At 73.0% G+C, this 23,842-nt stretch carries 20 protein-coding genes; 15 read left to right on the plus strand and 5 right to left on the minus strand.

Annotation, left to right across the window (positions count from 1 at the left end):
- Positions 1–94: 94 nt before the first annotated feature.
- Entirely contained in the window at positions 95–1,132 is a 1,038-nt protein-coding gene (locus ACZ58N_RS36510; protein WP_471169183.1) for an SGNH/GDSL hydrolase family protein, read from the minus strand.
- Between the two features lie 134 nt (positions 1,133–1,266).
- Here ACZ58N_RS36510 and ACZ58N_RS36515 point away from each other — a divergent pair, with 134 nt between their 5' ends.
- Complete coding sequence (locus ACZ58N_RS36515) at positions 1,267–2,649, plus strand: cystathionine beta-synthase (protein ID WP_471169299.1); 1,383 nt, start codon at positions 1,267–1,269, stop codon at positions 2,647–2,649.
- Between the two features lie 403 nt (positions 2,650–3,052).
- Here the strand turns inward: ACZ58N_RS36515 and ACZ58N_RS36520 are convergent, their stop codons facing one another.
- Positions 3,053–3,448 (minus strand): hypothetical protein, encoded by a 396-nt coding sequence (locus tag ACZ58N_RS36520; protein WP_471169186.1) that lies wholly within the window; start codon positions 3,446–3,448, stop codon positions 3,053–3,055.
- A 160-nt stretch (positions 3,449–3,608) separates the two neighbouring features.
- Here ACZ58N_RS36520 and ACZ58N_RS36525 point away from each other — a divergent pair, with 160 nt between their 5' ends.
- Positions 3,609–4,451, plus strand: coding sequence for a MurR/RpiR family transcriptional regulator (locus ACZ58N_RS36525; RefSeq protein ID WP_471169188.1), 843 nt, complete (start codon positions 3,609–3,611; stop codon positions 4,449–4,451).
- A gap of 10 nt (positions 4,452–4,461) precedes the next feature.
- Here ACZ58N_RS36525 and ACZ58N_RS36530 read toward each other — a convergent pair whose 3' ends face one another.
- Positions 4,462–5,844, minus strand: coding sequence for a type III PLP-dependent enzyme domain-containing protein (locus ACZ58N_RS36530; RefSeq protein ID WP_471169302.1), 1,383 nt, complete (start codon positions 5,842–5,844; stop codon positions 4,462–4,464).
- 104 nt (positions 5,845–5,948) lie between these two features.
- On the opposite strand from ACZ58N_RS36530, the gene hutU reads away from it, so the two are divergent.
- The 8 genes from hutU to ACZ58N_RS36570 all read left to right on the plus strand — a co-directional run bounded on the left by hutU (position 5,949) and on the right by ACZ58N_RS36570 (position 15,923).
- Positions 5,949–7,634, plus strand: a complete 1,686-nt coding sequence (gene hutU / locus ACZ58N_RS36535; RefSeq protein ID WP_471169190.1) for a urocanate hydratase — start codon at positions 5,949–5,951, stop codon at positions 7,632–7,634.
- Between the two features lie 65 nt (positions 7,635–7,699).
- Positions 7,700–8,890 carry an allantoate amidohydrolase gene (locus ACZ58N_RS36540; RefSeq protein ID WP_471169305.1) on the plus strand — a complete coding sequence of 397 codons (1,191 nt, stop codon included), beginning with the start codon at positions 7,700–7,702 and terminating at the stop codon, positions 8,888–8,890.
- Positions 8,887–10,230: a formimidoylglutamate deiminase gene (locus ACZ58N_RS36545; protein ID WP_471169192.1), complete on the plus strand. Its 1,344-nt coding sequence runs from the start codon at positions 8,887–8,889 to the stop codon at positions 10,228–10,230. Before ACZ58N_RS36540 ends, ACZ58N_RS36545 begins: the two co-directional genes overlap by 4 nt.
- Positions 10,231–10,348: 118 nt before the next feature.
- Positions 10,349–11,527 carry an imidazolonepropionase gene (gene hutI / locus ACZ58N_RS36550; RefSeq protein ID WP_471169194.1) on the plus strand — a complete coding sequence of 393 codons (1,179 nt, stop codon included), beginning with the start codon at positions 10,349–10,351 and terminating at the stop codon, positions 11,525–11,527.
- 190 nt (positions 11,528–11,717) lie between these two features.
- Positions 11,718–12,413: an LPXTG cell wall anchor domain-containing protein gene (locus tag ACZ58N_RS36555; RefSeq protein WP_471169196.1), complete on the plus strand. Its 696-nt coding sequence runs from the start codon at positions 11,718–11,720 to the stop codon at positions 12,411–12,413.
- A gap of 17 nt (positions 12,414–12,430) precedes the next feature.
- Positions 12,431–13,429: a COG1470 family protein gene (locus ACZ58N_RS36560; RefSeq protein ID WP_471169199.1), complete on the plus strand. Its 999-nt coding sequence runs from the start codon at positions 12,431–12,433 to the stop codon at positions 13,427–13,429.
- The gene (locus tag ACZ58N_RS36565) at positions 13,426–14,541 is read left to right on the plus strand and encodes a neocarzinostatin apoprotein domain-containing protein (protein WP_471169202.1); all 1,116 of its coding nucleotides are present in this window, start codon (positions 13,426–13,428) and stop codon (positions 14,539–14,541) included. The genes ACZ58N_RS36560 and ACZ58N_RS36565 overlap by 4 nt, the downstream gene beginning before the upstream one ends.
- The gene (locus ACZ58N_RS36570; RefSeq protein WP_471169204.1) at positions 14,538–15,923 is read left to right on the plus strand and encodes a hypothetical protein; all 1,386 of its coding nucleotides are present in this window, start codon (positions 14,538–14,540) and stop codon (positions 15,921–15,923) included. Before ACZ58N_RS36565 ends, ACZ58N_RS36570 begins: the two co-directional genes overlap by 4 nt.
- Positions 15,924–15,993: 70 nt before the next feature.
- Here ACZ58N_RS36570 and ACZ58N_RS36575 read toward each other — a convergent pair whose 3' ends face one another.
- Positions 15,994–17,508: a peptide MFS transporter gene (locus ACZ58N_RS36575; protein WP_471169207.1), complete on the minus strand. Its 1,515-nt coding sequence runs from the start codon at positions 17,506–17,508 to the stop codon at positions 15,994–15,996.
- Between the two features lie 471 nt (positions 17,509–17,979).
- On the opposite strand from ACZ58N_RS36575, the gene ACZ58N_RS36580 reads away from it, so the two are divergent.
- Both ACZ58N_RS36580 and ACZ58N_RS36585 read left to right on the plus strand, forming a co-directional pair.
- Positions 17,980–18,657 carry a response regulator transcription factor gene (locus ACZ58N_RS36580; RefSeq protein WP_281206429.1) on the plus strand — a complete coding sequence of 226 codons (678 nt, stop codon included), beginning with the start codon at positions 17,980–17,982 and terminating at the stop codon, positions 18,655–18,657.
- 30 nt (positions 18,658–18,687) lie between these two features.
- Positions 18,688–19,953 carry an ATP-binding protein gene (locus ACZ58N_RS36585; protein ID WP_471169211.1) on the plus strand — a complete coding sequence of 422 codons (1,266 nt, stop codon included), beginning with the start codon at positions 18,688–18,690 and terminating at the stop codon, positions 19,951–19,953.
- Between the two features lie 66 nt (positions 19,954–20,019).
- On the opposite strand, the gene ACZ58N_RS36590 is transcribed toward ACZ58N_RS36585, so the two are convergent.
- Positions 20,020–20,550, minus strand: coding sequence for a GtrA family protein (locus ACZ58N_RS36590; RefSeq protein ID WP_471169213.1), 531 nt, complete (start codon positions 20,548–20,550; stop codon positions 20,020–20,022).
- 242 nt (positions 20,551–20,792) lie between these two features.
- On the opposite strand from ACZ58N_RS36590, the gene ACZ58N_RS36595 reads away from it, so the two are divergent.
- From ACZ58N_RS36595 to ACZ58N_RS36605, 3 genes are read left to right on the plus strand one after another with little or no spacing between them, the layout of a single operon-like run.
- Positions 20,793–21,911: a 5-(carboxyamino)imidazole ribonucleotide synthase gene (locus ACZ58N_RS36595; protein WP_471169308.1), complete on the plus strand. Its 1,119-nt coding sequence runs from the start codon at positions 20,793–20,795 to the stop codon at positions 21,909–21,911.
- The gene (gene purE, locus ACZ58N_RS36600; protein ID WP_471169216.1) at positions 21,908–22,444 is read left to right on the plus strand and encodes a 5-(carboxyamino)imidazole ribonucleotide mutase; all 537 of its coding nucleotides are present in this window, start codon (positions 21,908–21,910) and stop codon (positions 22,442–22,444) included. The genes ACZ58N_RS36595 and purE overlap by 4 nt, the downstream gene beginning before the upstream one ends.
- Positions 22,441–23,619 (plus strand): dipeptidase, encoded by a 1,179-nt coding sequence (locus tag ACZ58N_RS36605; protein ID WP_471169219.1) that lies wholly within the window; start codon positions 22,441–22,443, stop codon positions 23,617–23,619. Before purE ends, ACZ58N_RS36605 begins: the two co-directional genes overlap by 4 nt.
- Positions 23,620–23,842: the final 223 nt, after the last annotated feature.

Raw genomic sequence — 23,842 nt, forward strand, 5'->3', positions numbered from 1 at the left:
TCCAGTACGCGGGCTTCCGCCCGGCACGCCGGGAGCACGCACCGGACACCGCGAGGCCGCCCTCCGGGCGACGACGGGACTTTGACGACAGGCCCTACCGGGACTCCGCGACCGGGGTCGCGGGTGTCTTGGCGGCGTCGGCCGGCGCCGGGGCGAGTTCCTCGCCCGCGACCCGCCGCCGGCGCCGGTGCTTGAGCAGGGCCCAGGGGCCCCGCGCGCCGGTCACCTCGGTGCCGGCCTCGCCGGCCGCCGCGGACGCCGCCTTGGCGACGGGCAGCATGTCCTCGTCCCGCGAGACGTCCAGCCGGTCGGACTCCGGCCACAGGCCCAGCGCCGCGCACATCGTGGGCAGCACGGCCATGGCGGCCGTCGCGTACCCCTCCGCCGACGGGTGGTAGGAGTCCGGCCCGAACATCTCCCGGGGGTTCGCCGCGAACTCGGGCCCCAGCAGGTCGCCCATCGAGATGGTGCGGGCCCCCAGGGCCAGCACGCCGATCGTCTGGGCCGCCGCCAGCTGCCGCGACACCCGTCGGGCCATCCAGCGCAGCGGCTGGTAGACCGGCTCGATGGTGCCCAGGTCCGGGCAGGTGCCCACGACGACCTCGGACCCCGCCAGCCGCAGCCGCCGGACCGCCGAGGTCAGCAGCCGGACCGACTGGGTCGGCGGCATCCGCCGCGTCACGTCGTTCGCGCCGATCATGATCACGCACACGTCCGGCGGCGGCGCGTCCCCGTCGAGCAGGAGCCCCACCTGCCGGTCGAGGTCGTCCGACATCGCCCCGGACAGCGCGACGTTGCGCAGCTCCACCGGCCGCTCCGCCACCGCGGCCAGGCCCGACGCCAGCAGCGCACCCGGTGTCTGGCGGGCCCGCCGCACCCCGAGCCCGGCCGCCGTGGAGTCGCCCAGCATGCCGAGCCGCAGGGGTCCCGGGCTCAGCTCGGGGCCGCCGAACTCGCTCCCGTACAGGCCGTCGGCCCGCGGCGGGTCCGGCAGGCCCGTGCCCACCGTCCGCTTCGCGAACTGGACCTCGGCCAGCACCAGACCCACCGCGGCGACCCCGACGAGCCCCAGCCCGCCGCCGCCGTACGCCGCTCCCGCCGCGATCCGGCGGGCCGTCCTCGCCCTGGACACCCTTCAAGCCACCTCGCTCCGCGCTCTGGTCCCGATGACCTACCTGCCCCGTAGTGCGGGTCGGCCAATCCCTTTCCGCATACTCTGGCCGGACCTCCCGGAGAACCCGTGGAGTCCCCTCCTTGGAGAACATGGTGCAATTCCACGACTCGATGATCAGCCTCATCGGCAACACCCCGCTGGTGAAGCTCAACCGTGTGACCGAAGGCCTGCAGGCCACCGTCCTTGCGAAGGTCGAGTACTTCAACCCGGGCGGGTCCGTGAAGGACCGGATCGCCGTCCGGATGATCGAGGCCGCCGAGCAGAGCGGTGCCCTCAAGCCCGGTGGCACCATCGTGGAGCCCACCAGTGGCAACACCGGTGTAGGACTCGCCATCGTGGCCCAGCAGAAGGGCTACAAGTGCATCTTCGTCTGCCCTGACAAGGTGTCCGCGGACAAGATCAACGTGATGCGCGCGTACGGCGCCGAGGTCGTGGTCTGCCCGACCGCCGTCGACCCCGAGCACCCGGACTCGTACTACAACGTCTCCGACCGCCTCGCGCGCGAGCCCGGCGCCTGGAAGCCCGACCAGTACAGCAACCCGAACAACCCCCGTTCGCACTACGAGACCACCGGTCCCGAGCTGTGGGAGCAGACGGACGGGAAGATCACCCACTTCGTCGCGGGCGTCGGCACCGGCGGCACCATCTCCGGCACGGGCGGCTACCTCAAGGAGGTGTCCGGCGGCAAGGTGAAGGTCATCGGCGCCGACCCCGAGGGCTCGGTCTACTCCGGCGGCAGCGGCCGTCCGTACCTGGTCGAGGGCGTTGGTGAGGACTTCTGGCCCACCGCCTACGACCGCAACGTCACGGACGAGATCATCGCGGTGTCCGACAAGGACTCCTTCCAGATGACCCGCCGCCTCGCCAAGGAGGAGGGCCTCCTCGTCGGCGGCTCCTGCGGCATGGCCGTCGTCGCCGCGCTGCGCGCCGCCGAGGGCCTCGGCCCCGACGATGTCGTCGTGGTCCTGCTGCCCGACAGCGGTCGCGGCTACCTCAGCAAGATCTTCAGTGACGAGTGGATGGCCGGTCACGGCTTCCTGGAGGAAGCGGGCCCGTCGGCGCGCATCGGCAACATCCTCGCGGACAAGGAGGGCGGCATCCCCTCCCTCGTGCACATGCACCCCGAGGAGACCGTCGGCCAGGCCATCGAGGTGCTGCGCGAGTACGGCGTCTCCCAGATGCCGATCGTCAAGCCGGGCGCCGGGCACCCCGACGTCATGGCCGCCGAGGTCATCGGCTCCGTCGTCGAGAAGGAGCTCCTCGCGGCGCTCTTCGCGCAGCGCGCCTCCCTCAGCGACCCGCTGGAGAAGCACATGAGCGCGCCGCTGCCGCAGGTCGGCTCCGGCGAGCCCGTCTCCGAGCTGATGGCGGTGCTCGGCGAGGCCGACGCGGCGATCGTGCTGGTCGAGGGCAAGCCCACCGGCGTCGTCAGCCGCCAGGACCTGCTCGCGTTCCTCGCCAAGGGCGCCAAGTAGCCGCCGCGTCCCCCCGCCGCGGCGGGGGGACGCCCGGTTCGCGCCGGGGGCGGATCCGTATCCGCCGGGCGGCGTACCGTCTTCGGCCGGTCGCGCGATCGGTACGGGCCCGACACGTCACGGCAGCACCGGCTTAACACGCGTTCGGCACAGTGGTGGTCGTCGGCAGGGAACACCGGGTGACCGGCGGATCCCGGCCGGCGTCACGAACGGCGTCGGCGCGCCTCCGGAGCGGCTCCCGGACCACGCGGACGCCCAAGGACGCGGACGGCCCTGACCCGGCCCGTGTCCCACGCGGGGACCGCCGTCGTCCCGCCCCCCGGGAGACCGGGGGTGCGGCGGTCCCCGCGCAAGCTTCCGTCCGGAGCGCCGGAGCGGTCCGTCGTTCGACCGGCCGGCCGGTTCAGTCGGCGGGGCCCTTCCCGCGGCTGCCGAGGCCCTTCCTGGACGCGTGGATGAAGTTCACGCCGAGGATCCCCGCCCAGGCGACGAGCAGCCCGCTCAGGTGGGCCTGCGTCGCGGCGATGGCCGACAGCGGGATGGCCAGCACGAGGGTGATCACGGCGAAGCCGAAGCGTTCCCCGAAGTTGCCGACGGCCGTGGCGGCCGGATCGGGGGAGCCGCCGCGGGCCGCGAGCAGGCGTTCCTCCGCGAGTCGACGTCGCACCTGCGTGTCGACCTTCTCCACGAACGAATCCACCAGCGCCGCCTCGTACTCCGGCCCGAGCTCCCGCCGGGCGTCGAGGGTGGCGCCGAGTTCCTTCTTCAGGTCTTCGGCCTGGGGGGAATGGGCTGTCATGACCCCACCGTAGGAACCGGGGCGCGTTCCGGCACTGGGGCTACCCCCCGTATCACGGGGTCCGGATCGCGGTCGCGGCTTGCCCCGCTGCATAACCACATGCAGAGTGCACCGTGACTGAATATCTCACCGGTGACGGGACGGAACGGAGGGGACGGCCATGAGTGACGGCCCGGCCGCACGGCTGCAGAAGCTGTTCGAGGGGCACCGGCTGACGCCGACCCAGCGGCGGATCGCCCACTGCATGGTGCGCGGGGCGGCCGACGTGCCGTTCCTGTCCAGTGTGGAACTCGCCGAGCTGGCCGGGGTGAGCCAGCCGTCCGTGACCCGCTTCGCGGTGGCCCTCGGGTTCGACGGATACCCGGCCCTGCGCCGCCACCTGCGCGAGGTGGCGCCCGCCGGACAGGAGCCGGCGCCGCGGGAGGACTCGTACAACGAGTACCAGCAGGCCGTCCGGGGCGAGATCGAGAACCTGACGCGGCTCGCCGAGATGCTGGCCGACCCGACGCCCGTCGAGGAGGCGGGCCGACTGCTCGCCGCGTCGGCGCCGCTGCCGGTGCTGGGGCTGCGGGCGGCGTCCTCGCAGGCCCGCGGCTTCGCCTACTTCGCCGCCAAGGTGCACCGGGACGTGCGCCTCCTCGACGAGGCCGGTTCGATGCTCGCCGACCGCATCGACGCGGCTGCCGGGGCCGGGGCCACGGCCCTGCTGTGCTTCGCGCTGCCCCGCCACCCGCGCGAGGTCGTCGAGGCGTTGGACCACGCGCGGGCCGCCGGGCTGACCGTGGTGACCGTCGCCGATTCGGCGTTCGCGCCCGTCGCCCGGCACTCGGACCTGCTGATCCCGGCGCCCGTCGGCACCGGGCTCGCCTTCGACACCGCCTGCGCGCCGATGCTGCTGGGGCGGGTGCTGCTGGAGGCCATGGCGGACGCCCTGCCCGACGCCCAGGCCCGCCTGGAGGCCTTCGACGCCGGGGCCGCCGCCCGCGGGCTCTTCGTCGAGTAGCCCCGTACGGTCAGGAGGCCCCCGGGGCGTCCCGCGGGTCGCCCCCCGCCTCCGCGACGATGTCGGCGAGGGACTGCGCGGCGCGCAGCGGGGTGAAGCGCACCGCCCCCGCCGCCGTGAGCGTGAATCCGTGCACGGGCGGCCGGGGCAGGCTGTTGTAGCCGTAGGGGGCGGTGAAGAAGTACGCGCCGGTGTCCGGTACGACGATCAGGTCGCCCGGCGTCAACTCCGGCAGTTCCCTGGCGGTGGCCAGCAGGTCCCCCGCGAAACAGGCGGGGCCCGCGACGTCCTGGGCGAGGAGCGGCCCCGACTTCGGGGCGCCCTCGGCGTCGTGCGCGAGGATCCGCAGCGGCCAGTCCCGCGGGGCGTACACGGTGCGGGTCGCCACTTGGACGCCGGCGTGGGTCAGCGCGACGGGTCGGCCCCCGGTCGTCTTCGTGTACTCGACGCGGGCCAGTACGAGGCCGTGCTTCGCGAGCAGGGACCGGCCGAACTCCGTGACCAGCCCGTACGAGCCGTCGAACAGGCCGGGTACGGCGCCGCGCAGGGTCGCGACGTACTGCCCGAACGTCGGGGAGGTCCCGTCCGAGGTGAAGTCGACCGGCAGGCCGCCGCCGATGTCGAGGGTGTCGACCTGCCGGCGTCCGGCCGCCGCGTTGATCTCCTCGGCGAGCGCGTGCAGCTCCCGTACGCCCCGGGCGATGTGCGCGGGCGGCACGCCCTGCGAGCCCGAATGGACGTGCAGCCGGGTCAGCCACGGCCGGTCCAGGAAGGCCCGTACGAGCCATTCGCGGGCCCCCGGGTCGCGCAGTGGCACCCCGAACTTGGCGGTGGCGGTGGCCGTGGACAGGGCGTCGATGCTGCCCGGCCCGGTCTGCGGGTTGATCCGGACGCCGATCGCGGAGCCGGCCGCGGCAGCCGGTACGAGCAGGTCGAGCCGCTCCAGCTCCTGGCGGTTGTCGGCGTTCACCGCGATCCCGAGGGCCAGCGCCTGCCGCAGCTCGGCCACCGTCTTGGCGGGGGAGTCCAGGACGATCCGGTCCGCCGGGAGTCCCGCCGCCCGGGCCAGGGCGAGCTCGCCCGGCCCGGCCACCTCGCAGCCGATGCCCTCGGCGGCGAGCAGCCGCAGGACCGGCACGAGCGGGGTCGCCTTGACCGCGAAGGTGTGCAGGACGGGCGTGCCCGGGGCCACGGCGGTGGCGAACGCGCCGGTCAGCGCGGCGGCGGAGGCGCGGATCCCGTCGGTGTCGAGCAGGCACACCAGCGGCTCGGCGTCCTCGCGCCCGCCGATCAGACCTGCGGCGACGGCGGCCCGTACGACCAGGTCGCGGCGGGCCGCGGGGTCGTGCGCGGTGTCCGGCGTGCGGGGCGGGGGGTGCGTCTCGGCGGCCATGTCGTCAATCCCACCACCGGGCCGCTCCGCCCGCAGCTGTTGACTGGATCTATTCATGACGCGAGGATGTGAATGGATTGACCAACACCGGAGGAGGCACCGCCATGTCAGGACCCCGCCCCGTACGGGCAGCGCGAGGCACCGAGCTCAGCACCCTGGGATGGCAGCAGGAGGCCGCCCTGCGGATGCTGCAGAACAACCTGGACGCCGAGGTCGCCGAGCACCCGGACAAGCTGGTGGTCTACGGCGGCACCGGCAAGGCGGCCCGCGACTGGCGCTCGTACGACGCGATGGTCCGCACCCTGCGCACCCTCAAGCAGGACGAGACGATGCTCGTCCAGTCCGGCCGCCCGGTCGGCGTCATGCAGACCCACGAGTGGGCGCCGCGCGTCCTGCTGGCCAACTCCAACCTGGTCGGCGACTGGGCCAACTGGGAGGAGTTCCGCCGCCTGGAGCACCTCGGCCTGACCATGTACGGGCAGATGACCGCCGGATCGTGGATCTACATCGGCACCCAGGGCATCCTCCAGGGCACCTACGAGACCTTCGCCGCCGTGGCCGCCAAGCTGCACTCGATCGGCAAGGGAGGGGTCAACGGCACCCTCGCCGGCACCATCACCCTCACCGCCGGCCTCGGGGGCATGGGCGGCGCCCAGCCGCTCGCCGTCACCATGAACGACGGCGTCGCGATCTGCATCGACGTCGACCCGCGCGCCATCGACCGCCGCATCGAGCACCGCTACCTCGACGTCAGGGCCGACAACCTGCGCCACGCCCTCCAACTGGCCGTCGAGGCCCGCGACGCCCGCAAGCCGCTGTCCATCGGCCTCCTCGGCAACGCCGCCGAGCTGCTCCCGCAGATGCTCGCCGAGGGCGCGCCGATCGACATCGTCACCGACCAGACGAGCGCCCACGACCCGCTCGCCTACCTGCCCGTCGGCGTCGCCTTCGAGGACATGGCCGATGCCGCCGCCAAGGACCCGGCGGGCTTCACCTCCCGTGCCCGCGAGTCCATGGCCCGGCACGTCGAGGCCATGGTCGGCTTCATGGACGCGGGCGCCGAGGTCTTCGACTACGGCAACTCCATCCGCGGCGAGGCCCAGCTGGCCGGCTACGACCGCGCGTTCGCCTTCCCCGGGTTCGTCCCCGCCTACATCCGGCCGCTGTTCTGCGAGGGCAAGGGCCCCTTCCGCTGGGCCGCCCTGTCCGGCGAGGCCTCGGACATCCACAAGACCGACAAGGCGATGCTGGAGCTGTTCCCGGAGAACGAGTCCCTGCACCGCTGGATCAAGATGGCGGGCGAGCGGGTCCACTTCCAGGGCCTGCCCGCGCGCATCTGCTGGCTCGGCTACGGCGAGCGCGACAAGGCCGGCGAGCGCTTCAACGAGATGGTCGCCGACGGCACCCTCGCCGCGCCCCTGGCCATCGGCCGCGACCACCTCGACTGCGGCTCGGTCGCCTCCCCGTACCGCGAGACCGAGGCCATGCTCGACGGCTCCGACGCCATCGCCGACTGGCCGCTGCTCAACGCCATGGTCAACGTCGCCTCCGGCGCCTCCTGGGTCTCCATCCACCACGGCGGCGGCGTCGGCATGGGCCGTTCCATCCACGCCGGCCAGGTCACCGTCGCCGACGGCACCCCGCTCGCCGGCGAGAAGATCCGCCGCGTCCTCACCAACGACCCCGGCATGGGCGTCATCCGGCACGTCGACGCCGGCTACGACATCGCCGAGACCGTCGCCGACGAGCGTGACGTCCGCGTCCCGATGCGGGAGGGCGATTCCGCGTGAGCAACGGTTCCTTCCCCGGCCCCCGGGGCGAGACCCCGGGGGCCGGGGGGGCCGGCTTCCACACCATGTGGGCCGACCTCGCCCCCATCGGCCGCCACCCCGACTCCGGCGGCTACCGCCGCTACGCCTGGACCGGCGCCGACGCCGACTGCCGCACCTGGTTCCAGGAGCAGGCCCAGGCGCGCGGCCTGACGTACGAGACCGACCGCAACGGCAACCAGTGGGCCTGGCTCGGCGACCCCCTCGCGGGCGACGCCGTCGTCACCGGCTCCCACCTGGACTCCGTCCCCGACGGCGGGGCCTTCGACGGCCCGCTCGGCGTGGTGTCCTCCTTCGCCGCACTCGACGAGCTCCGCGCCCGCGGCGCCCGCCCCACCCGGCCGTTGGCCATCACCAACTTCGGTGACGAGGAGGGCGCCCGCTTCGGCCTCGCCTGCGTCGGCTCCCGGCTCGCCGCCGGACAGCTGACCAAGGAGAAGGCGTACGAACTCCGCGACGCGGACGGCATCAGCCTGCCCCAGGCCATGGAACAGGCCGGCTACGACCCGGAGACGATCGGCGCCGACCCCGAACGCCTCGCCCGGATCGGCGCCTTCGTCGAACTCCACGTCGAACAGGGCCGCGCCCTCGACCTCTCCGGCGACCGCGTCGGCATCGCCTCCGCGATCTGGCCCCACGGCCGCTGGCGCTACGACTTCCACGGCGAGGCCAACCACGCGGGCACCACCCGCCTCGTCGACCGCCGCGACCCGATGCTCACGTACGCGGCGACCGTCCTGGCAGCCCGCCAGGAGGCGACCCTCGCGGGCGCCGTCGCCACCTTCGGCAAGATCTCCGTCGAGCCCAACGGGGTCAACGCCATTCCCTCCCTCGTCCGCGGCTGGCTCGACTCCCGGGCCGCCGACCAGGCCACCCTCGACACGGTCGTCACCGCCATCGAGAAGGCCGCCCGCGAACGCGCCGACCGGGACGGCATCGACCTCGCCGTCGTCCGCGAGTCCTTCACCCCCGTCGTCGAGTTCGAGCACGCCCTGCGCGACGAGATGAACCGGATCCTCGGCGGTTCCCTCCCCGTCCTGGGCACCGGCGCGGGACACGACGCCGGAATCCTCTCCGCGACCGTCCCGACCGCGATGCTGTTCGTACGCAACCCCACCGGCGTCTCGCACTCCCCGAAGGAGTTCGCCGCCGAGGACGACTGCGAGGCCGGGGTCCTCGCCCTCGCCGACGTACTGGAAGGACTGGCGTGCAGGTGACCGCGCCCACGACGTACTGGCTGGAACACGCCTGGCTCGGCACCCACGTCGAGCCGGGTGTCATCCTGACGACCGGTCCGGACGGCCGGATCACCGCCCTGGGCACCGGCGCCGACGCCCCGCCCCCCGGGGCGGAGGTCCTGCGCGGGCTGACCGTCCCGGGCCTGGCGAACGCGCACTCCCACGCCTTCCACCGGGCCCTGCGCTCCACCGTCCAGGTCGGCTCGGGCACCTTCTGGACCTGGCGCGACTTCATGTACAAGGTCGCCCAGAACCTCACCCCGGACACCTATTACGCGCTCGCGCGCGCCACGTACGCGGAGATGGCCCTCGCCGGCATCACCAACGTCGGCGAGTTCCACTACGTCCACCACGCCCCCGGCGGCACGCCCTACGCCGACCCCAACGCCATGGGCGAGGCCCTCATCGAGGCGGCCGCCGCGGCCGGCATCCGCATCACCCTCCTCGACACCGCCTACCTGTCGGCCGGCTTCGGGGAGGCCCCCAACGCGCACCAGCTGCGGTTCTCCGACGGCACCGCCGACGCCTGGACCGAGCGCGCCTCCGCCCTCAAGGGCGGGGGCCACGCCCGCGTCGGCGCCGCGATCCACTCGGTGCGCGCCGTCCCCGCCGACCAACTGGCGACCGTCGCCCGCTGGGCCGAGGAACGGGGGGCACCCCTGCACGTCCACCTCTCCGAGCAGACCGCGGAGAACGACGCCTGCCGGGCCGCCCACGGCCGCACCCCGACCGAGCTCCTCGCCGACCACGGCGTCCTGGGCCCGCGCACCACCGGCGTCCACAACACGCACCTCACCGACTCCGACATCGCCCTGCTCGGCACCACCACCACCGGCACCTGCATGTGCCCCACCACCGAACGCGACCTCGCCGACGGCATCGGCCCGGCCGCCCGCCTCCAGCACGCGGGCAGCCCGCTGTCGCTCGGCAGCGACAGCCACGCCGTGATCGACCTGCTGGAGGAGGCCCGGGCGATGGAGCTGAACGAGCGCCTGCGCAGCCGCACCCGCGGCCACTGGACGGCCAACGCCCTGCTGACCGCCGCCACCGCCGACGGCCACGCCGCCCTCGGCCTGCCCGACGCCGGCCGGCTGGAGGTCGGCGCGCTCGCGGACTTCACCACGATCGCCCTGGACTCCGTCCGGACGGCCGGAGCGGTACCGCGCCTGGGAGCCGAGACGGCGGTGTTCGCGGCGACGGCCTCGGACGTCCGGCACACCGTGGTCGCGGGCCGCCACATCGTCCGCGACGGCGCCCACACCCTCGTCCCCGACGTCCCGTCCGCCCTGTCCGACTCCATCGCGGCCCTGCGCGCCTGACCCACCCTCCCGGCCCCGACCCCGTCCGGCACGCCCGCGCCCTGCCCGGCGCCACAGGGGGCCCCGCCCCGGAACGGCGAACGGGCGGGGCGGCGAGAGGAACCCCCCGAGAGGAACCATGACCACCACCGTCATCACCAACATCGGCAGCCTCGTCACCAACGACCCCTCCGCGGGCGACGGCTCCCCCCTCGGCCTGATCGAGAACGCGGCCGTCGTCATCGAGGACGACAGGATCGCCTGGACCGGCCCCGCCGCGGACGCCCCCGCCGCGGACACCGCGTTCGACGCGACGGGCCGCGCCGTCATCCCCGGATTCGTGGACTCCCACTCGCACCTCGTCTTCGCGGGCGACCGCACCGCCGAGTTCAACGCCCGGATGTCCGGCCGCGCCTACTCCGCCGGCGGCATCCGCACCACGGTCGCCGCGACCCGCGCCGCCACGGACGCCGCGCTCGAAGCCAACCTGCTGCGCCACCTCCACGAGGCCCGCCGCCAGGGCACCACCACCTTCGAGACCAAGTCCGGCTACGGCCTGACCGTCGCCGACGAGGCCCGCGCCCTGCGCATCGCCGCCGCGCACACCGAGGAGGTCACCTACCTCGGCGCGCACATCGTCTCCCCCGACTACGCCGACGATCCGGCGGCCTACGTCGACCTCGTCACCGGCGACATGCTGACGGCCTGCGCCCCGTACGCCCGCTGGGTGGACGTCTTCTGCGAGAAGGGCGCCTTCGACGGCGACCAGGCCCGCGCCATCCTCACCGCGGGCGCCGCCGCCGGGCTGATCCCGCGGATCCACGCCAACCAGCTCTCCCACGGGCCCGGCGTCCAGCTCGCCGTGGAGCTCGAAGCGGCCTCCGCCGACCACTGCACCCACCTCACCGACGCGGACGTCGACGCCCTCGCCCAGGCCGCCGCGACCACGGTCGCCACGCTGCTGCCCGGCGCCGAGTTCTCCACCCGCGCCCGGTGGCCCGACGCCCGACGGTTGCTCGACGCGGGCGCCACCGTCGCCCTGTCCACGGACTGCAACCCCGGCTCCTCCTACACCAGTTCCATGCCGTTCTGCATCGCCCTCGCCGTGCGGGACATGGGCATGACCCCCGACGAGGCCCTGTGGTCCGCGACCGCCGGCGGGGCCCGCGCCCTGCGCCGGGACGACATCGGCGCGCTCACCCCCGGTGCCCGCGCCGACCTGACCCTCCTGGACGCCCCCAGCCACGTCCACCTCGCCTACCGCCCGGGCGTCCCGCTCGTCTCCGCGGTGTGGCAGCGCGGGGTCCGCGCCGCCTGAGGGACGGGGACGGCACGGCCCGGATCGGCCTGCGACCGGCCCGGACCGGCATGGGACCGGCCGGAAACAGTACGGCCGAAAGACCGCCGATCCGGGCCGTCCCGTGTCTTCCCTCCGTAGGGCCCCCGGCGTACCTTGAGCCACCAATCTGATGTGTCGTCAGTAACTTGTGGCCGAGGGGAAGACGAAGGTGTCCGACCGGAAACGCTCCACCGCGCTCGCGCCGGCAATCGCGGCGGCCGCATCGGCGGTCCTGCTCGCCGCCCCCGCGGCCCACGCCGACGTGATCGACGTCGAGTACAACTGCCAGACCCCGATCGGGGACAAGTCGGCGGTCTCGCCCATCGACATCAAGGCAGTCAAGGAGGGCGACGGCTACAAGCTGACGATGTCCTTCCAGAAGGGCGTCTCCTCCAGCCCCATCGAGCTGGGCAAGGGCGCCATGAGCCCCAGCGCGGTCATCCTGGCCGACGGCGCGGAGAAGGTGTCGGTGCCGGTCTCCGGCGCGCCCAACCCCGAGGCCGTACCCGCCAACACCCCCATCAGGATCACCGACCTCTCGGGCACCTACACCCCGAAGAAGAGCGGCAAGGTCACCTTCACCGCCGGGGTCCTCACCATCAAGGCCATGGGGACCACCACCACCTGCACCCCCGGCAACAGCCCCAAGCCGTCCCTCGAACTGGAGGTCACGGCCGCGGGCGGCGCCAAGGAGCAGCCCGCCCCGCCACCCGGCGGCGGCCAGGGCTCCACCGCCGACACCCTCCCGCAGACCGGGCCCGCCGAATCCGCCATCGCGCTCGGCACCCTCGGCGCCACCGTCGTGCTCAGCGGCGCCGCCGGCGTGCTCTGGCTGACCCGGCGCGGCCGTCGGACCCGGTCCTGAACGGAGCAGCCCCGGCCATGCCCGTGCTCCCCGTCCCCCGCCGGCCCGGCGCCCCCGCGCGACTCGGCGCCGTACTCCTCGCCGCCGCGCTGCTGTGCGGCGCCCCGACCGCCGCCGCCGACGAACCCGGTTGGACCGTCGAACCGGCGTCGGCGTCCGGTCGGGCCGGCGCCGCCCGCCCGTACTTCTACCTCGCGGGCACCCCCGGAGCCGTACTGGAGGACCGCCTCGCACTGGCCAACCCCTCCGACCGGGAGCGCACCGTCACCCTGCGCGGGGCCGACGCCGACAACACGGCGGACGGCGCCCTCGCCCTGCGCCCCGCCCGGGAGTCGATCGACGCCGGTTCCTGGATCAGCTTCGGCGGCTCTGCCACGGTGCGGATACCGCCCCGCACCCGCGCGGTGGTCCCGTTCACGGTGACCGTGCCGCCCGCCTCGTCCCCCGGCGACCACCCCGCCGCCGTCGTCGCGGCCGAGGGCGGCCGGGAGACGGCCGTACGGATCCACCTGCGGGTCGGCGGCCCGACGGTGGCGGCCCTCACCGTCGAGGACGTCGCCGTACGCGGCGAGGGCGCGACCGCCGTCGTCGCGTACACCCTGGTCAACCGGGGCAACGTCGCCCTCGCCCCCGAGCTCGCGATCCGCGCCGACGGCCGCTTCGGCGAGGTGCCCGGCCGCGCCGCGCGCGCCCTGCCGGTGGAACTGCTGCCCGGCCGGCGGGTCGAGCTGACCGAACCGTGGCCCGGCGCGCCGGTCCTCGACCGGGTCTCCCTCACCGTCACCGTCACCGCGCCCGGCGCCGTCCCGGCCACCGCCACCACCACCGCGTGGTTCGTGCCGTGGAACCTCGTCGCCCTCACCGGGGGCGGACTGCTCCTGCTCGGCGCCACCGCGGCGACCGCGCTGTTCCTCGTACGCCGCACCCGGGGCGCCCCGGCGGACCCGCCGCCCCCGGAACCCGACGCCGCGCCGGACCGGTCACCGCACCACGAGCTGACGGGAGCATCCAGGTGAGCCGCACCGCGGGCGCGAAGGCCCGATCCCTCCTCGCGGCGGTCCTGGCGACGCTCGCCCTGGCCCTGTTCCCCGCGGCTGCGCCCGCCGTCGCCGACGAGGGCGGGGCGGCGGCCGCGCTCTCCCTCCAGGAGGCCGCCAAGGGCACGGAACTCACCGTCACCGGCACAGGCTGGCGGGCCCGGACCATGGTCATGCTGCTCGTCTGCGGCCAGAACATGATCGGCGGCACCAACAGCTGCGCCAACGCCGACGGGGCCGCCGTCGCGGTCGCCGCCGACGGGGGGTTCACGGCCCGGCTCCAGGTCGTCGCACCGCCCAAGCCCTGCCCCTGCGTGGTCAACGTGGCCTCCGTGAACGGGGACCGGTCCACCGTCGCCCTCCCGCTGAGGATCACCGACCACGAGAGCGCCCCGCTGCCCGCCGAGTCCGGGACGGCCCGCCTCGCGGTCCTCACCGGGGTCCGGCTCCGGGGCGAGGACGGGGTGCTGACCTGGTTCGGCGCCCCGGCCGGGCGCCGGTTCACCGTCACCGTCGGGAACCTGGGCTCGGCACCCGTCAAGGACCCCGTCTTCCAACTCGGAACCTCCCGCGGGGTGTTCGCCCCGACCTGGGAGGAAGCCCGGTGGAAGGGCACCATCGCGCCCGGCGGCAAGGCCGAGATCGGCCTGGACGTGACCCTGCCCGCCGGAGCCCACGGCGATCACACCGTCTCCCTCAAGTACGGGGACACGGTGCTCGCGGCCCAGCCGTGGGGCGTGGACCGCCCGTACGGGGTGCTGCTCTTCTGGGGCCTGCTCCTGGTGGTGGTCCCGACCGCGCTGTTCCGGGCCGGCATGGCCGTCGTCGACCGGCTCCGACCGCCCGCGACGACGCCCGCCGGCGGCCGACACCGGGGCGCGAAGGCCCTGGACGCCGCTGGCGCCGTGACCGCCCGGCTGCCGAGGATCCCCGCCGCGCGGGGCCCCGCGCCGGCCGCCCCCCAGACCCCCACGGCGGTCCTGCCGTGGTTCACCCCCGAGGAACAGGTGCCGGCGCGGGACGCGCCGGCGGAGCAACCGCAGACATCCGCACCGTCCGATCAAAGTCCGACAACGAAGGGACATTCGTGAACACCCAACGGAGGGCGAGCGCGGCCCTGGTCGCGCTGCTGCTCGGCGGCGCGGGCATCGCCATGGCGGCTTCCCCCGCCCAGGCCGCCGATGCCACCTACAAGGTCAAGTGCGTGCCGCCCGCGGGCGGCGGAGACCCGGTGGAGGGCGAGAGCACCGTCAAGATCACTGCCCCGGCCACGGCCAAGGTGGGCGACGAGGTCGACGTGTCGTGGGAGACCGTCAAACCCGCCTCCAACAACACCGACCTCATGGTGATCCCGAAGGACTCCGTGGTGCCCACCGGCTGGTTCACGGTCGGCGGGGGAGGGGGCGAACTGAAGGTCGTCGGGGAGAAGAAGAACCCGGAGATCCCGAAGAAGGCCCCCATGGTCATGTCGACGATGAAGGGCAAGCTGAAGCTGACCAAGGCCGGCAAGGTCACGCTGACCCCGGGCCGGTACGAGGTCGCCGTCTCCTTCCCCTTCGGCACCTTCGTCACCAAGTGCGCCCCGGTGGGCACCGTCTCGGGAGGCGCCACCATCGACGTCGCCGAGGGCTCCACGGGCGGCGCGACGACGGGCGGGGCGACCACCGGTGGCGCGACCACCGGCGGGGCGACGACCGGTGGCGCGACCACCGGCGGCGCGACCACCGGCGGGGCGACCACCGGTGGCGCGACGACCGGTTCCACGACCGGCGGCGCCACGACCGGTTCCACCACGGGCTCCACCAGCGGCGGCGGGGGCGGACAGACCGACTTCCCGGGCAAGGCCGTCGAGGTCGCCTTCGACTGCGGTCCGGTCGTCCCCGGCGGCATCAAGACCCCGGTGACGATCAACGCCAAGAAGAGCGGCGGCGACTACCAGCTCACGGTCAAGACCGCCAAGGGCGCGATGGCCGCCCCCATGGCCCTGCCGGCCGGCGCGCTCAAGCCGTCGATGAACGTCAAGCTGGGCGGCGCCGACTCCGGCACGGTCAAGGTCTCCGGCCCGGCCAACGCCGACCCGATCCCCGACAAGGCCCCGGTCAGCCTCAGCGACATGACCGGCACCTACAAGCCCGGGAAGTCGGGCAAGGTCACCCTGAGCCCCGACCAGCTGACCATCGACGTCACGATGGCCCCGGGGTCCACCCCGATCAACGTGCCCTGCAAGGCGGCCAGCAGCGGTGTCTCGCTGGAGCTGGACACCGCCGCCCAGCCGGGCGGCAGCGGCTCCACCACGGCCGGCACCACCACGGCCGGCACCGGCGGTTCCGCCGCCTCGGGCGGGCTCGCCGAGACCGGCGCGGAGGACGAGGGCGGCATCAAGGCCCTCGCCCTCGTCGCCGGCACGGTGATCCTGCTCGGCGGCGCCGTCTTCGCCTTCACCCCGTGGCGCCGTCTGCGCGGCACGAGGTAGGAACCCCGTACGACGGAACGGCCCGGCACACCTTCCGGTGTGCCGGGCCGTTCCGTTGCGCGGGGGTGCGTCAGTGGACGCTGCCCATCAGGGCCTGGACCCGCTTGCGGTACATGTAGACCGCGAAACCGGCGGCCGCGGCGAGCGCCGCCTGCATGCCGATGATCCAGGTCCCGTTCAGGTCCACGCCGGCGAGCGACAGCAGACCCGTGGTGCAGTCACCGGCGGTGACCGCGAGGAACCAGACACCCATCATCTGGGAGGCGTACTTCTGCGGGGCCATCTTCGTGGTGACCGACAGGCCGACCGGGGAGAGGCACAGCTCGGCGATGGTCTGGATCATGTAGATCGACACCAGCCACATCGGCGACACCTTGGTGCCGTCGGAGGCCATGCTCATCGGGACGACGAAGACGAAGAAGGAGCCGCCGACCAGGACGAGACCCATCGCGAACTTCACGATGGTGTTCGGCTCCTGGTTCTTGCGCGCCAGCCACAGCCACATCCAGGCGAAGACCGGGGCCAGCGCCATGACGAACAGCGGGTTCAGCGCCTGGTACCAGGTGGTGGACGGGTCCCAGCCGAAGAGCGTGCCGGTCTTGGAATCGGCGAACAGCGACAGGGTCGAACCACCCTGGTCGTAGATCATCCAGAAGACGGCGGCCGCGATGAAGAACCAGATGTACGCGGACATCTTCGACTGCTCGGGGGCCGAGAGGTCCTTGTCGCGCTTGATGCGGGTCAGGACGACGACCGGGATGATCAGACCGGCGATGGTGATCGGGTACAGCGCCCAGTTGATCGTGAACATGCCCATGGCGGTCACGGTGCCGTAGAAGGCGCCGACGATCGCGATGGCGATCACGGCCTTGACGACGATGCCGTTGCGCTCGGTGGCGGACAGCGGGTTCGGGACGACGCTGCTCTGCGGGCTCAGGGTGCGGCCGAAGACCAGGAACACCACCAGGCCGAGGCCCATGCCGATCGCGGCGAGCAGGAAGCCGAGGTGCCAGTTGACGACCTCGCCGACGGTGCCGATCAGGAACGGCGCACCGAAGGCACCCAGGTTGATGCCGACGTAGAACAGCGTGAAGCCGCCGTCACGACGCGGGTCGTCCGCACCCTTGTACAGGTGGCCGACCATCGTGGAGATGTTGGCCTTCAGCAGACCGGAACCGATCGCCACCAACAGCAGACCGACGAAGAACGCGATCTGACCGGGCAGCGCCAGCGCCACGTGACCGGCCATGATCACGAAGCCGGCGATGGCGACGGTCTTGCGGGCGCCCCAGACGCGGTCGCCGAACCAGCCGCCGGGCATGGCCATGAGGTAGACCATCGCCACGTACACGGAGTAGATCGCCGTGGCCGCGCCCATCTTGAAGCCCAGGCCACCGCCCTGGCTCCCGGTCGCGGCGTCCGTACCACCGGAGACCAGGTACAGGACGAGGAGCGCACGCATGCCGTAGTAGGAGAAGCGCTCCCACATCTCGGTCATGAACAGCGTGGCCAGGCCGATCGGGTGGCCGAAGAGGGTCTTCTCGTGAGCTGGGCTCGGAGAAGCCGTCGTCAGGCTGGAAGCCATGGTCGATCCTTGCTTGCTCGGGACGCTCGGCTTCGTGAGCCGAACAGCGCCCGGTGGGGGGTGGCCGGCACCGGCGACGGATGTCCCACCCCACGCCCGGGGTCTCGGCCTCCGGTGTGCCGGAGTCGAAGGGTCAGCCGTAACCGGGATCCACGCCCCACGCGCAGCGTCGCGCGCAGGGCCCGGCCCACAGGTCATTCACTGTCATCTGGGTCGGAGCAATCCGACCAGAGCAGAATTTGAGGTCCATGGCGCGCTTTTCGGCACAAGGATCCCCGGAGTAGTGCAAGAGGCGTCTCGCCACCATACGACACGACACTGCGGCATATGGAAGGACTTGAGAGATGGATCACAGGTTCCGAGGGAACCGTTTGACCATATTCGAAGGTCCCGGGTCGTACGCAAGCACAGATAGCGAGGGGCCCGCAGGAGGGCCTCTCCTTTGACCCGCCGCGGACTAACATCACCCACATGACGCGTGTACTGCTCGCCGAGGACGACGCTTCCATCTCGGAACCCCTGGCCCGCGCCCTGCGCAGGGAGGGCTACGAGGTCGAGGTCCGCGAGGACGGCCCCACCGCCCTGGACGCCGGACTCCAGGGCGGCATCGACCTCGTCGTCCTGGACCTCGGCCTGCCCGGGATGGACGGCCTGGAGGTCGCCCGCCGGCTGCGCGCCGAAGGCCACGGCTTCCCGATCCTGGTCCTGACCGCCCGCGCCGACGAGGTCGACACCGTCGTAGGCCTCGACGCCGGCGCCGACGACTACGTGACGAAGCCCTTCCGGCTCGCCGAACTGCTCGCCCGCGTCCGGGCCCTCCTGCGCCGCGGCGCCGCCGAGACCGTCCAGCCCCCCGCCACCCACGGCGTGCGGATCGACGTCGAGTCGCACCGCGCCTGGATGGGGGAGGAGGAGCTCCAGCTCACCGCCAAGGAGTTCGACCTCCTGCGCGTCCTCGTCCGCGACGCCGGCCGGGTCGTCACCCGCGACCAACTGATGCGCGAGGTCTGGGACACCACCTGGTGGTCCTCCACCAAGACCCTCGACATGCACATCTCCTGGCTCCGCAAGAAGCTCGGCGACGACGCGGCCAACCCCCGCTACATCGCCACCGTCCGCGGCGTCGGCTTCCGCTTCGAGAAGAGCTGACCCCACGCCGTCCTAGGGCATCCTCTAAGGATGCGCCGCCGCCTGATCAACTCCACGCTCGCCGTGGTGCTCGTCGTGATCGCCGTGTTCGGGGTCTCCCTGGTCATCGTGGAGACCCGGACCATCACCAGTAGTGCCCAGGACCGGATCGGGTCCGAGGCCCTGCGGCTGCTGGGCATCGTCGAGGCCGACGCCCTGGAGCGCGAACCCGTCGACGCCGCCGCGCTCGCCGAGCAACTGGACCTCGGCACGTACGCCCGCATCACCGTCCCCGGACAGCCGGTCGTCGAGGTCGGCCACCGCATCGAGGGCAGCGTCATCCGGGGCACCGCGCGCGGCGAGCAGGGCGAGACCGTCATCGTGGAGGAGACCCGCTCCACGGTCACCAAGGAGGTCGGGCGGACCCTGGCCGTGGTCGGCGCGGTGGCCCTGCTCGCCGTCGTGGCGGCCGTCCTCCTCGCCGTACGCCAGGCCAACCGGCTGGCCTCCCCGCTCACCGACCTCGCCGAGACCGCCGAACGCCTCGGATCCGGCGACCCACGCCCCCGCCACAAGCGGTACGGAGTACCCGAACTGGACCGCGTCGCGGACGTCCTGGACGCCAGCGCCGAACGGATCGGACGGATGCTCACGGCCGAACGGCGCCTCGCCGCCGACGCCTCCCACCAACTGCGCACCCCGCTGACCGCCCTGTCGATGCGGTTGGAGGAGATCACGGTCACCGACGACCTGGAGACCGTACGGGAGGAGGCGACGATCGCCCTCACCCAGGTGGAGCGCCTCACGGACGTCGTCCAGCGGCTGCTCACCAACTCGCGGGACCCGCGGACCGGCTCGGCGGTCCCCTTCGACCTCGACGAGGTCGTCAAACAACAGGTGGAGGAGTGGCGGCCGGCCTACCGCAGCGCCGGACGGGCCATTGTGCGCTCGGGGAGGACGGGCATGCGCGCCGTGGGCACCCCCGGGGCGGTCTCCCAGGTCCTGGCGACCCTCGTGGAGAACGCGCTGATGCACGGGGGCGGCACGGTCGCGCTGCGCACCAGGGTCACGGGCAACCAGGCCGTACTGGAGGTCACCGACGAGGGCCCCGGCGTCCCGCCGGACCTCGGCAACCGGATCTTCGAGCGGGCCATCAGCGGCCGCAACTCCACGGGCATCGGCCTGGCCGTCGCCCGGGACCTCGCCGAAGCGGACGGCGGCCGGCTGGAACTGCTCCAGACCCAGCCGCCGGTGTTCGCCCTCTTCCTCAGCACCACCGCTCCGGAAGGGACGGAACCGGCGCGGACGGTGCGGTGAGGGCGGGCGGAGCCGTACGGGAGGAGCCGCGCGGGGCGGATCCGGTACGGGAGGAGCGGAGCCGTACTAGTTGGTGGCCGCCGGCTCCGGGGCGAGCGCGGTCACCGGCGCCTCGTGGCCGTCACGCTGCTCGACGACCAGCGAGGGCGCGGCCGGAGTGGGCAGCGCCTGGAAGACCCAGGTCCGGTAGGACCAGAAGCGGAACACGGTCGCCACACCCATGCCGAGGAACTTGAAGACGTTGTTCTGCAGGGAGCTGTCCCAGCCGAACCCGTACGTCGCCGCGTACAGCACGCCGCTCTCGATGACCATGCCGATGCCGCTGAACAGCACGAACAGGAACATCTCGCGTCGCCGGCCGCCGAGGTCGCGGTCCCGATAGGTGAAGTACCGGAAGCCGATGTAGTTGGTGACGATCGCCACCACGATGGCTATGACGTTCGCGCGCACGGTCTGGAGGTCGGTCGTGCTCCGGAGCAGGTTGAACACACCGAAATTGACCAGAACACCCAGGCCACCGACCGCGCCGAACTTGATGACCTCCCGGGCGAGGCCGCGGAAGCGCTCGGTCAGCGGTGCTGCTTTCGGCGTGCTCATGTGATGGTTCAGTCCCTGTCCGTCGTCGTCGCCCCTCGTTGAGGCGTCACTCGATCTCGTCAACCCGTTCATGGTAAGTGTCGCCCGCGGGCTCCGTCCGTGCGTTGGCACCCCTTGCGACGCACGGCACACGGCCCCTCCGCCGGAACCGACGGGTCCGCCATCCGGGCCCGCGACGATGCGGGTCCGGATGGCGGAATACCGACGGATACCCTGGAGTGGTGACGTTCCCGGTAGTCGGCATGGTCGGCGGCGGACAGCTCGCCCGCATGACCCACGAGGCGGGCATCCCCCTCGGCATCAAATTCAAGATCCTCAGTGACACCCCACAGGACTCGGCGGCCCAGGTCGTGAGCGACGTCGTCATCGGCGACTATCGCGACCTGGAGACGCTCCGCGCCTTCGCGCGCGGCTGCGACGTGATCACCTTCGACCACGAGCACGTGCCCATCGCACACCTGCGGGCCCTGGAAGCGGACGGCATCCCCGTCCGACCGGGGCCCGACGCGTTGGTGCACGCCGCGGACAAGGGGGTGATGCGCGCCCGCCTCGACGAGATCGGCGCGCCCAGCCCCCGCCACCGGATCGTGAGCGATCCGGCGGACGCGGTCGCCTTCGCGGACGAGGGGAGCGGCTTCCCCATCATCCTCAAGACGGTGCGCGGCGGATACGACGGCAAGGGGGTGTGGTTCGTCCGGACCCCCCAGGACGCGGAGGCCCCGTTCAAGGCGGGCGTCCCGGTCCTCGCGGAGGAGAAGGTCGAGTACGTCCGCGAACTCGCGGCGAACATCGTCCGCTCCCCGCACGGCCAGGCCGTCGCCTATCCCGTCGTCGAATCCGTCCAGGTCGACGGCGTCTGCGACACGGTGATCGCCCCCGCCCCGAACCTCTCGGAAGAACTGGCGGGCGAGGCCCAGGCGCTCGCCCTGCGCATCGCCAAGGAACTCGACGTGACCGGCCACCTGGCCGTGGAACTGTTCGAGACCACCGACGGCCGCATCCTCGTCAACGAACTGGCCATGCGCCCGCACAACAGCGGGCACTGGACCCAGGACGGCGCGGTCACCTCGCAGTTCGCCAACCACGTCCGTGCCGTCCTGGACCTCCCCTTGGGCGACCCGCGCCCGCGGGCCCGCTGGACGGTCATGGCCAACGTGCTCGGCGGGGACTTCCCCGACATGTACGCGGCGTACCTGCACTGCATGGCCCACGACCCCCAGCTGAAGATCCACATGTACGGCAAGGACGTGAAACACGGCCGCAAGGTCGGCCACGTCAACACCTACGGCGACGACCTGGACGATGTGCTGGAGCGCGCACGTCACGCAGCCGGCTACCTCAGAGGAACGATCACGGAATGAGCACCCCCACCGCCGGCCCCGTCATCGGCATCGTCATGGGCTCGGACTCCGACTGGCCGGTCATGGAGGCCGCCGCCAAGGCGCTGGACGAGTTCGAGATCCGCTACGAGGTCGACGTCGTCTCCGCCCACCGCATGCCGCGCGAGATGGTCGCGTACGGCGAGCAGGCCGCCGATCGCGGCCTGAAGGCGATCATCGCCGGTGCGGGCGGCGCCGCCCACCTGCCCGGCATGCTGGCCTCGGTCACCCCGCTGCCGGTCATCGGCGTCCCCGTGCCGCTCAAGTACCTCGACGGCATGGACTCCCTGCTGTCGATCGTCCAGATGCCCGCCGGGGTCCCCGTCGCCACCGTCTCCGTCGCCGGAGCGCGCAACGCGGGGCTGCTCGCCGTCCGCATGCTCGCGGCCCACGACCCCGAGCTGCTCGCGCGGATGCGCGACTTCCAGCAGGAACTCAACGACCAGGCCACCGAAAAGGGCAAGCGGCTCCGTACGAAGGTCGCCGGCGCGGACTCGTTCGGATTCGGCAAGTGAGCGCGGCGGACCTGCTCGGGCAGGCCCGGGAGCTGCTCGCCGCGCACCCGGTGGTCGACGGGCACAACGACCTGCCGTGGGCGCTGCGCGAGCAGGTCCGCTACGACCTCGACCGACGCGACATCGCCGCGGACCAGAGCGCACACCTGCACACCGACATCCCGCGGCTGCGGGCCGGCGGCGTCGGCGCGCAGTTCTGGTCCGTCTACGTCCGCTCCGACTACACCGGTGACCAGGCGGTCAGCGCCACGCTGGAACAGATCGACGTGGTCGAGCAGCTGATCGCGCGTTACCCGCGCGACCTGCGGCTCGCGCTGACGGCGGACGACATGGAGGCGGCCCGCGCCGAGGGGCGGATCGCCTCGCTGATGGGGGCCGAGGGCGGCCACTCCATCAACAACTCCCTCGCCACCCTGCGGGCCCTGCACCAGCTCGGCGTGCGGTACATGACGCTCACGCACAACGACACCATCGACTGGGCGGACTCGGCGACCGACGAGCCCCGGCACGGCGGCCTGAGCGACTTCGGCCGCGAGGTCGTCCGCGAGATGAACCGCGTCGGCATGCTGGTGGACCTCTCGCACGTCGCCGCGACGACCATGCGCGACGCCCTCGCGGTCTCGACCGCACCGGTGATCTTCTCGCACTCCTCGGCACGGGCCGTCTGCGACCACCCGCGCAACGTCCCCGACGACGTCCTGGAACTGCTGCCGGCCAACGGCGGAGTCGCGATGGCCACCTTCGTACCGAAGTTCGTCCTCCAGGCGGCCGTCGACTGGACGCTGGCCGCCGACGAGAACCTGCGCGCGCACGGCTTCCACCACCTCGACACCACACCGGAGGCGATGGCCCTGCACCGGGCCTTCGAGGAGACGCACCCGCGTCCCGTCGCCACCCCCGCCACGGTCGCCGACCACCTGGACCACATGCGCGAGGTCGCCGGCGTCGACCACATCGGCATCGGCGGCGACTACGACGGCACCGCCTTCACCCCGGCCGGCCTGGACGACGTCGCGGGCTACCCGAACCTGATCGCGGAACTCCTCTCCCGCGGCTGGTCCACCCCCGACCTGGCAAAGCTGACCTGGTCGAACGCGGTACGAGCGCTGCGGGACGCGGAGTCGGTGGCCGCCGACCTGTCGGCGACCCGGGGCCCGTCGAACGCCCACCTCTGATCGGGCCGCCCCGGCGCCGACCGGCGCCGGGGGCCGGGCCCGGGGGTCGGGCCCGGGACGGGCTCCGGGAAACCCGCGCCCGGACCGGCCCGACCGGCCGGGGCGCGGGGCGGGCCCGGGCGACGGGGAACACCCGAACGCCACATCCGCCGGGCGGCTCACACACCCCACGTGTCACGGTGGCACCAGCCTCCCCCTGCTGCCGCCGAGACCGGAGCCAAAG

Source organism: Streptomyces sp. NPDC040432, from assembly GCF_055595445.1.

Coding starts and splice junctions, on each gene's coding strand:
- ACZ58N_RS36520 (WP_471169186.1), bottom strand. CDS start 3,448: ATGACAGCCCATTCCCCCCAGGCCGAAGACCTGAAGAAGGAACTCGGC.
- ACZ58N_RS36525 (WP_471169188.1), top strand. CDS start 3,609: ATGAGTGACGGCCCGGCCGCACGGCTGCAGAAGCTGTTCGAGGGGCAC.
- ACZ58N_RS36530 (WP_471169302.1), bottom strand. CDS start 5,844: ATGGCCGCCGAGACGCACCCCCCGCCCCGCACGCCGGACACCGCGCAC.
- hutU (WP_471169190.1), top strand. CDS start 5,949: ATGTCAGGACCCCGCCCCGTACGGGCAGCGCGAGGCACCGAGCTCAGC.
- ACZ58N_RS36540 (WP_471169305.1), top strand. CDS start 7,700: ATGTGGGCCGACCTCGCCCCCATCGGCCGCCACCCCGACTCCGGCGGC.
- hutI (WP_471169194.1), top strand. CDS start 10,349: ATGACCACCACCGTCATCACCAACATCGGCAGCCTCGTCACCAACGAC.
- ACZ58N_RS36560 (WP_471169199.1), top strand. CDS start 12,431: ATGCCCGTGCTCCCCGTCCCCCGCCGGCCCGGCGCCCCCGCGCGACTC.
- ACZ58N_RS36575 (WP_471169207.1), bottom strand. CDS start 17,508: ATGGCTTCCAGCCTGACGACGGCTTCTCCGAGCCCAGCTCACGAGAAG.
- ACZ58N_RS36580 (WP_281206429.1), top strand. CDS start 17,980: ATGACGCGTGTACTGCTCGCCGAGGACGACGCTTCCATCTCGGAACCC.
- ACZ58N_RS36585 (WP_471169211.1), top strand. CDS start 18,688: ATGCGCCGCCGCCTGATCAACTCCACGCTCGCCGTGGTGCTCGTCGTG.
- ACZ58N_RS36590 (WP_471169213.1), bottom strand. CDS start 20,550: ATGAGCACGCCGAAAGCAGCACCGCTGACCGAGCGCTTCCGCGGCCTC.
- ACZ58N_RS36595 (WP_471169308.1), top strand. CDS start 20,793: ATGGTCGGCGGCGGACAGCTCGCCCGCATGACCCACGAGGCGGGCATC.
- purE (WP_471169216.1), top strand. CDS start 21,908: ATGAGCACCCCCACCGCCGGCCCCGTCATCGGCATCGTCATGGGCTCG.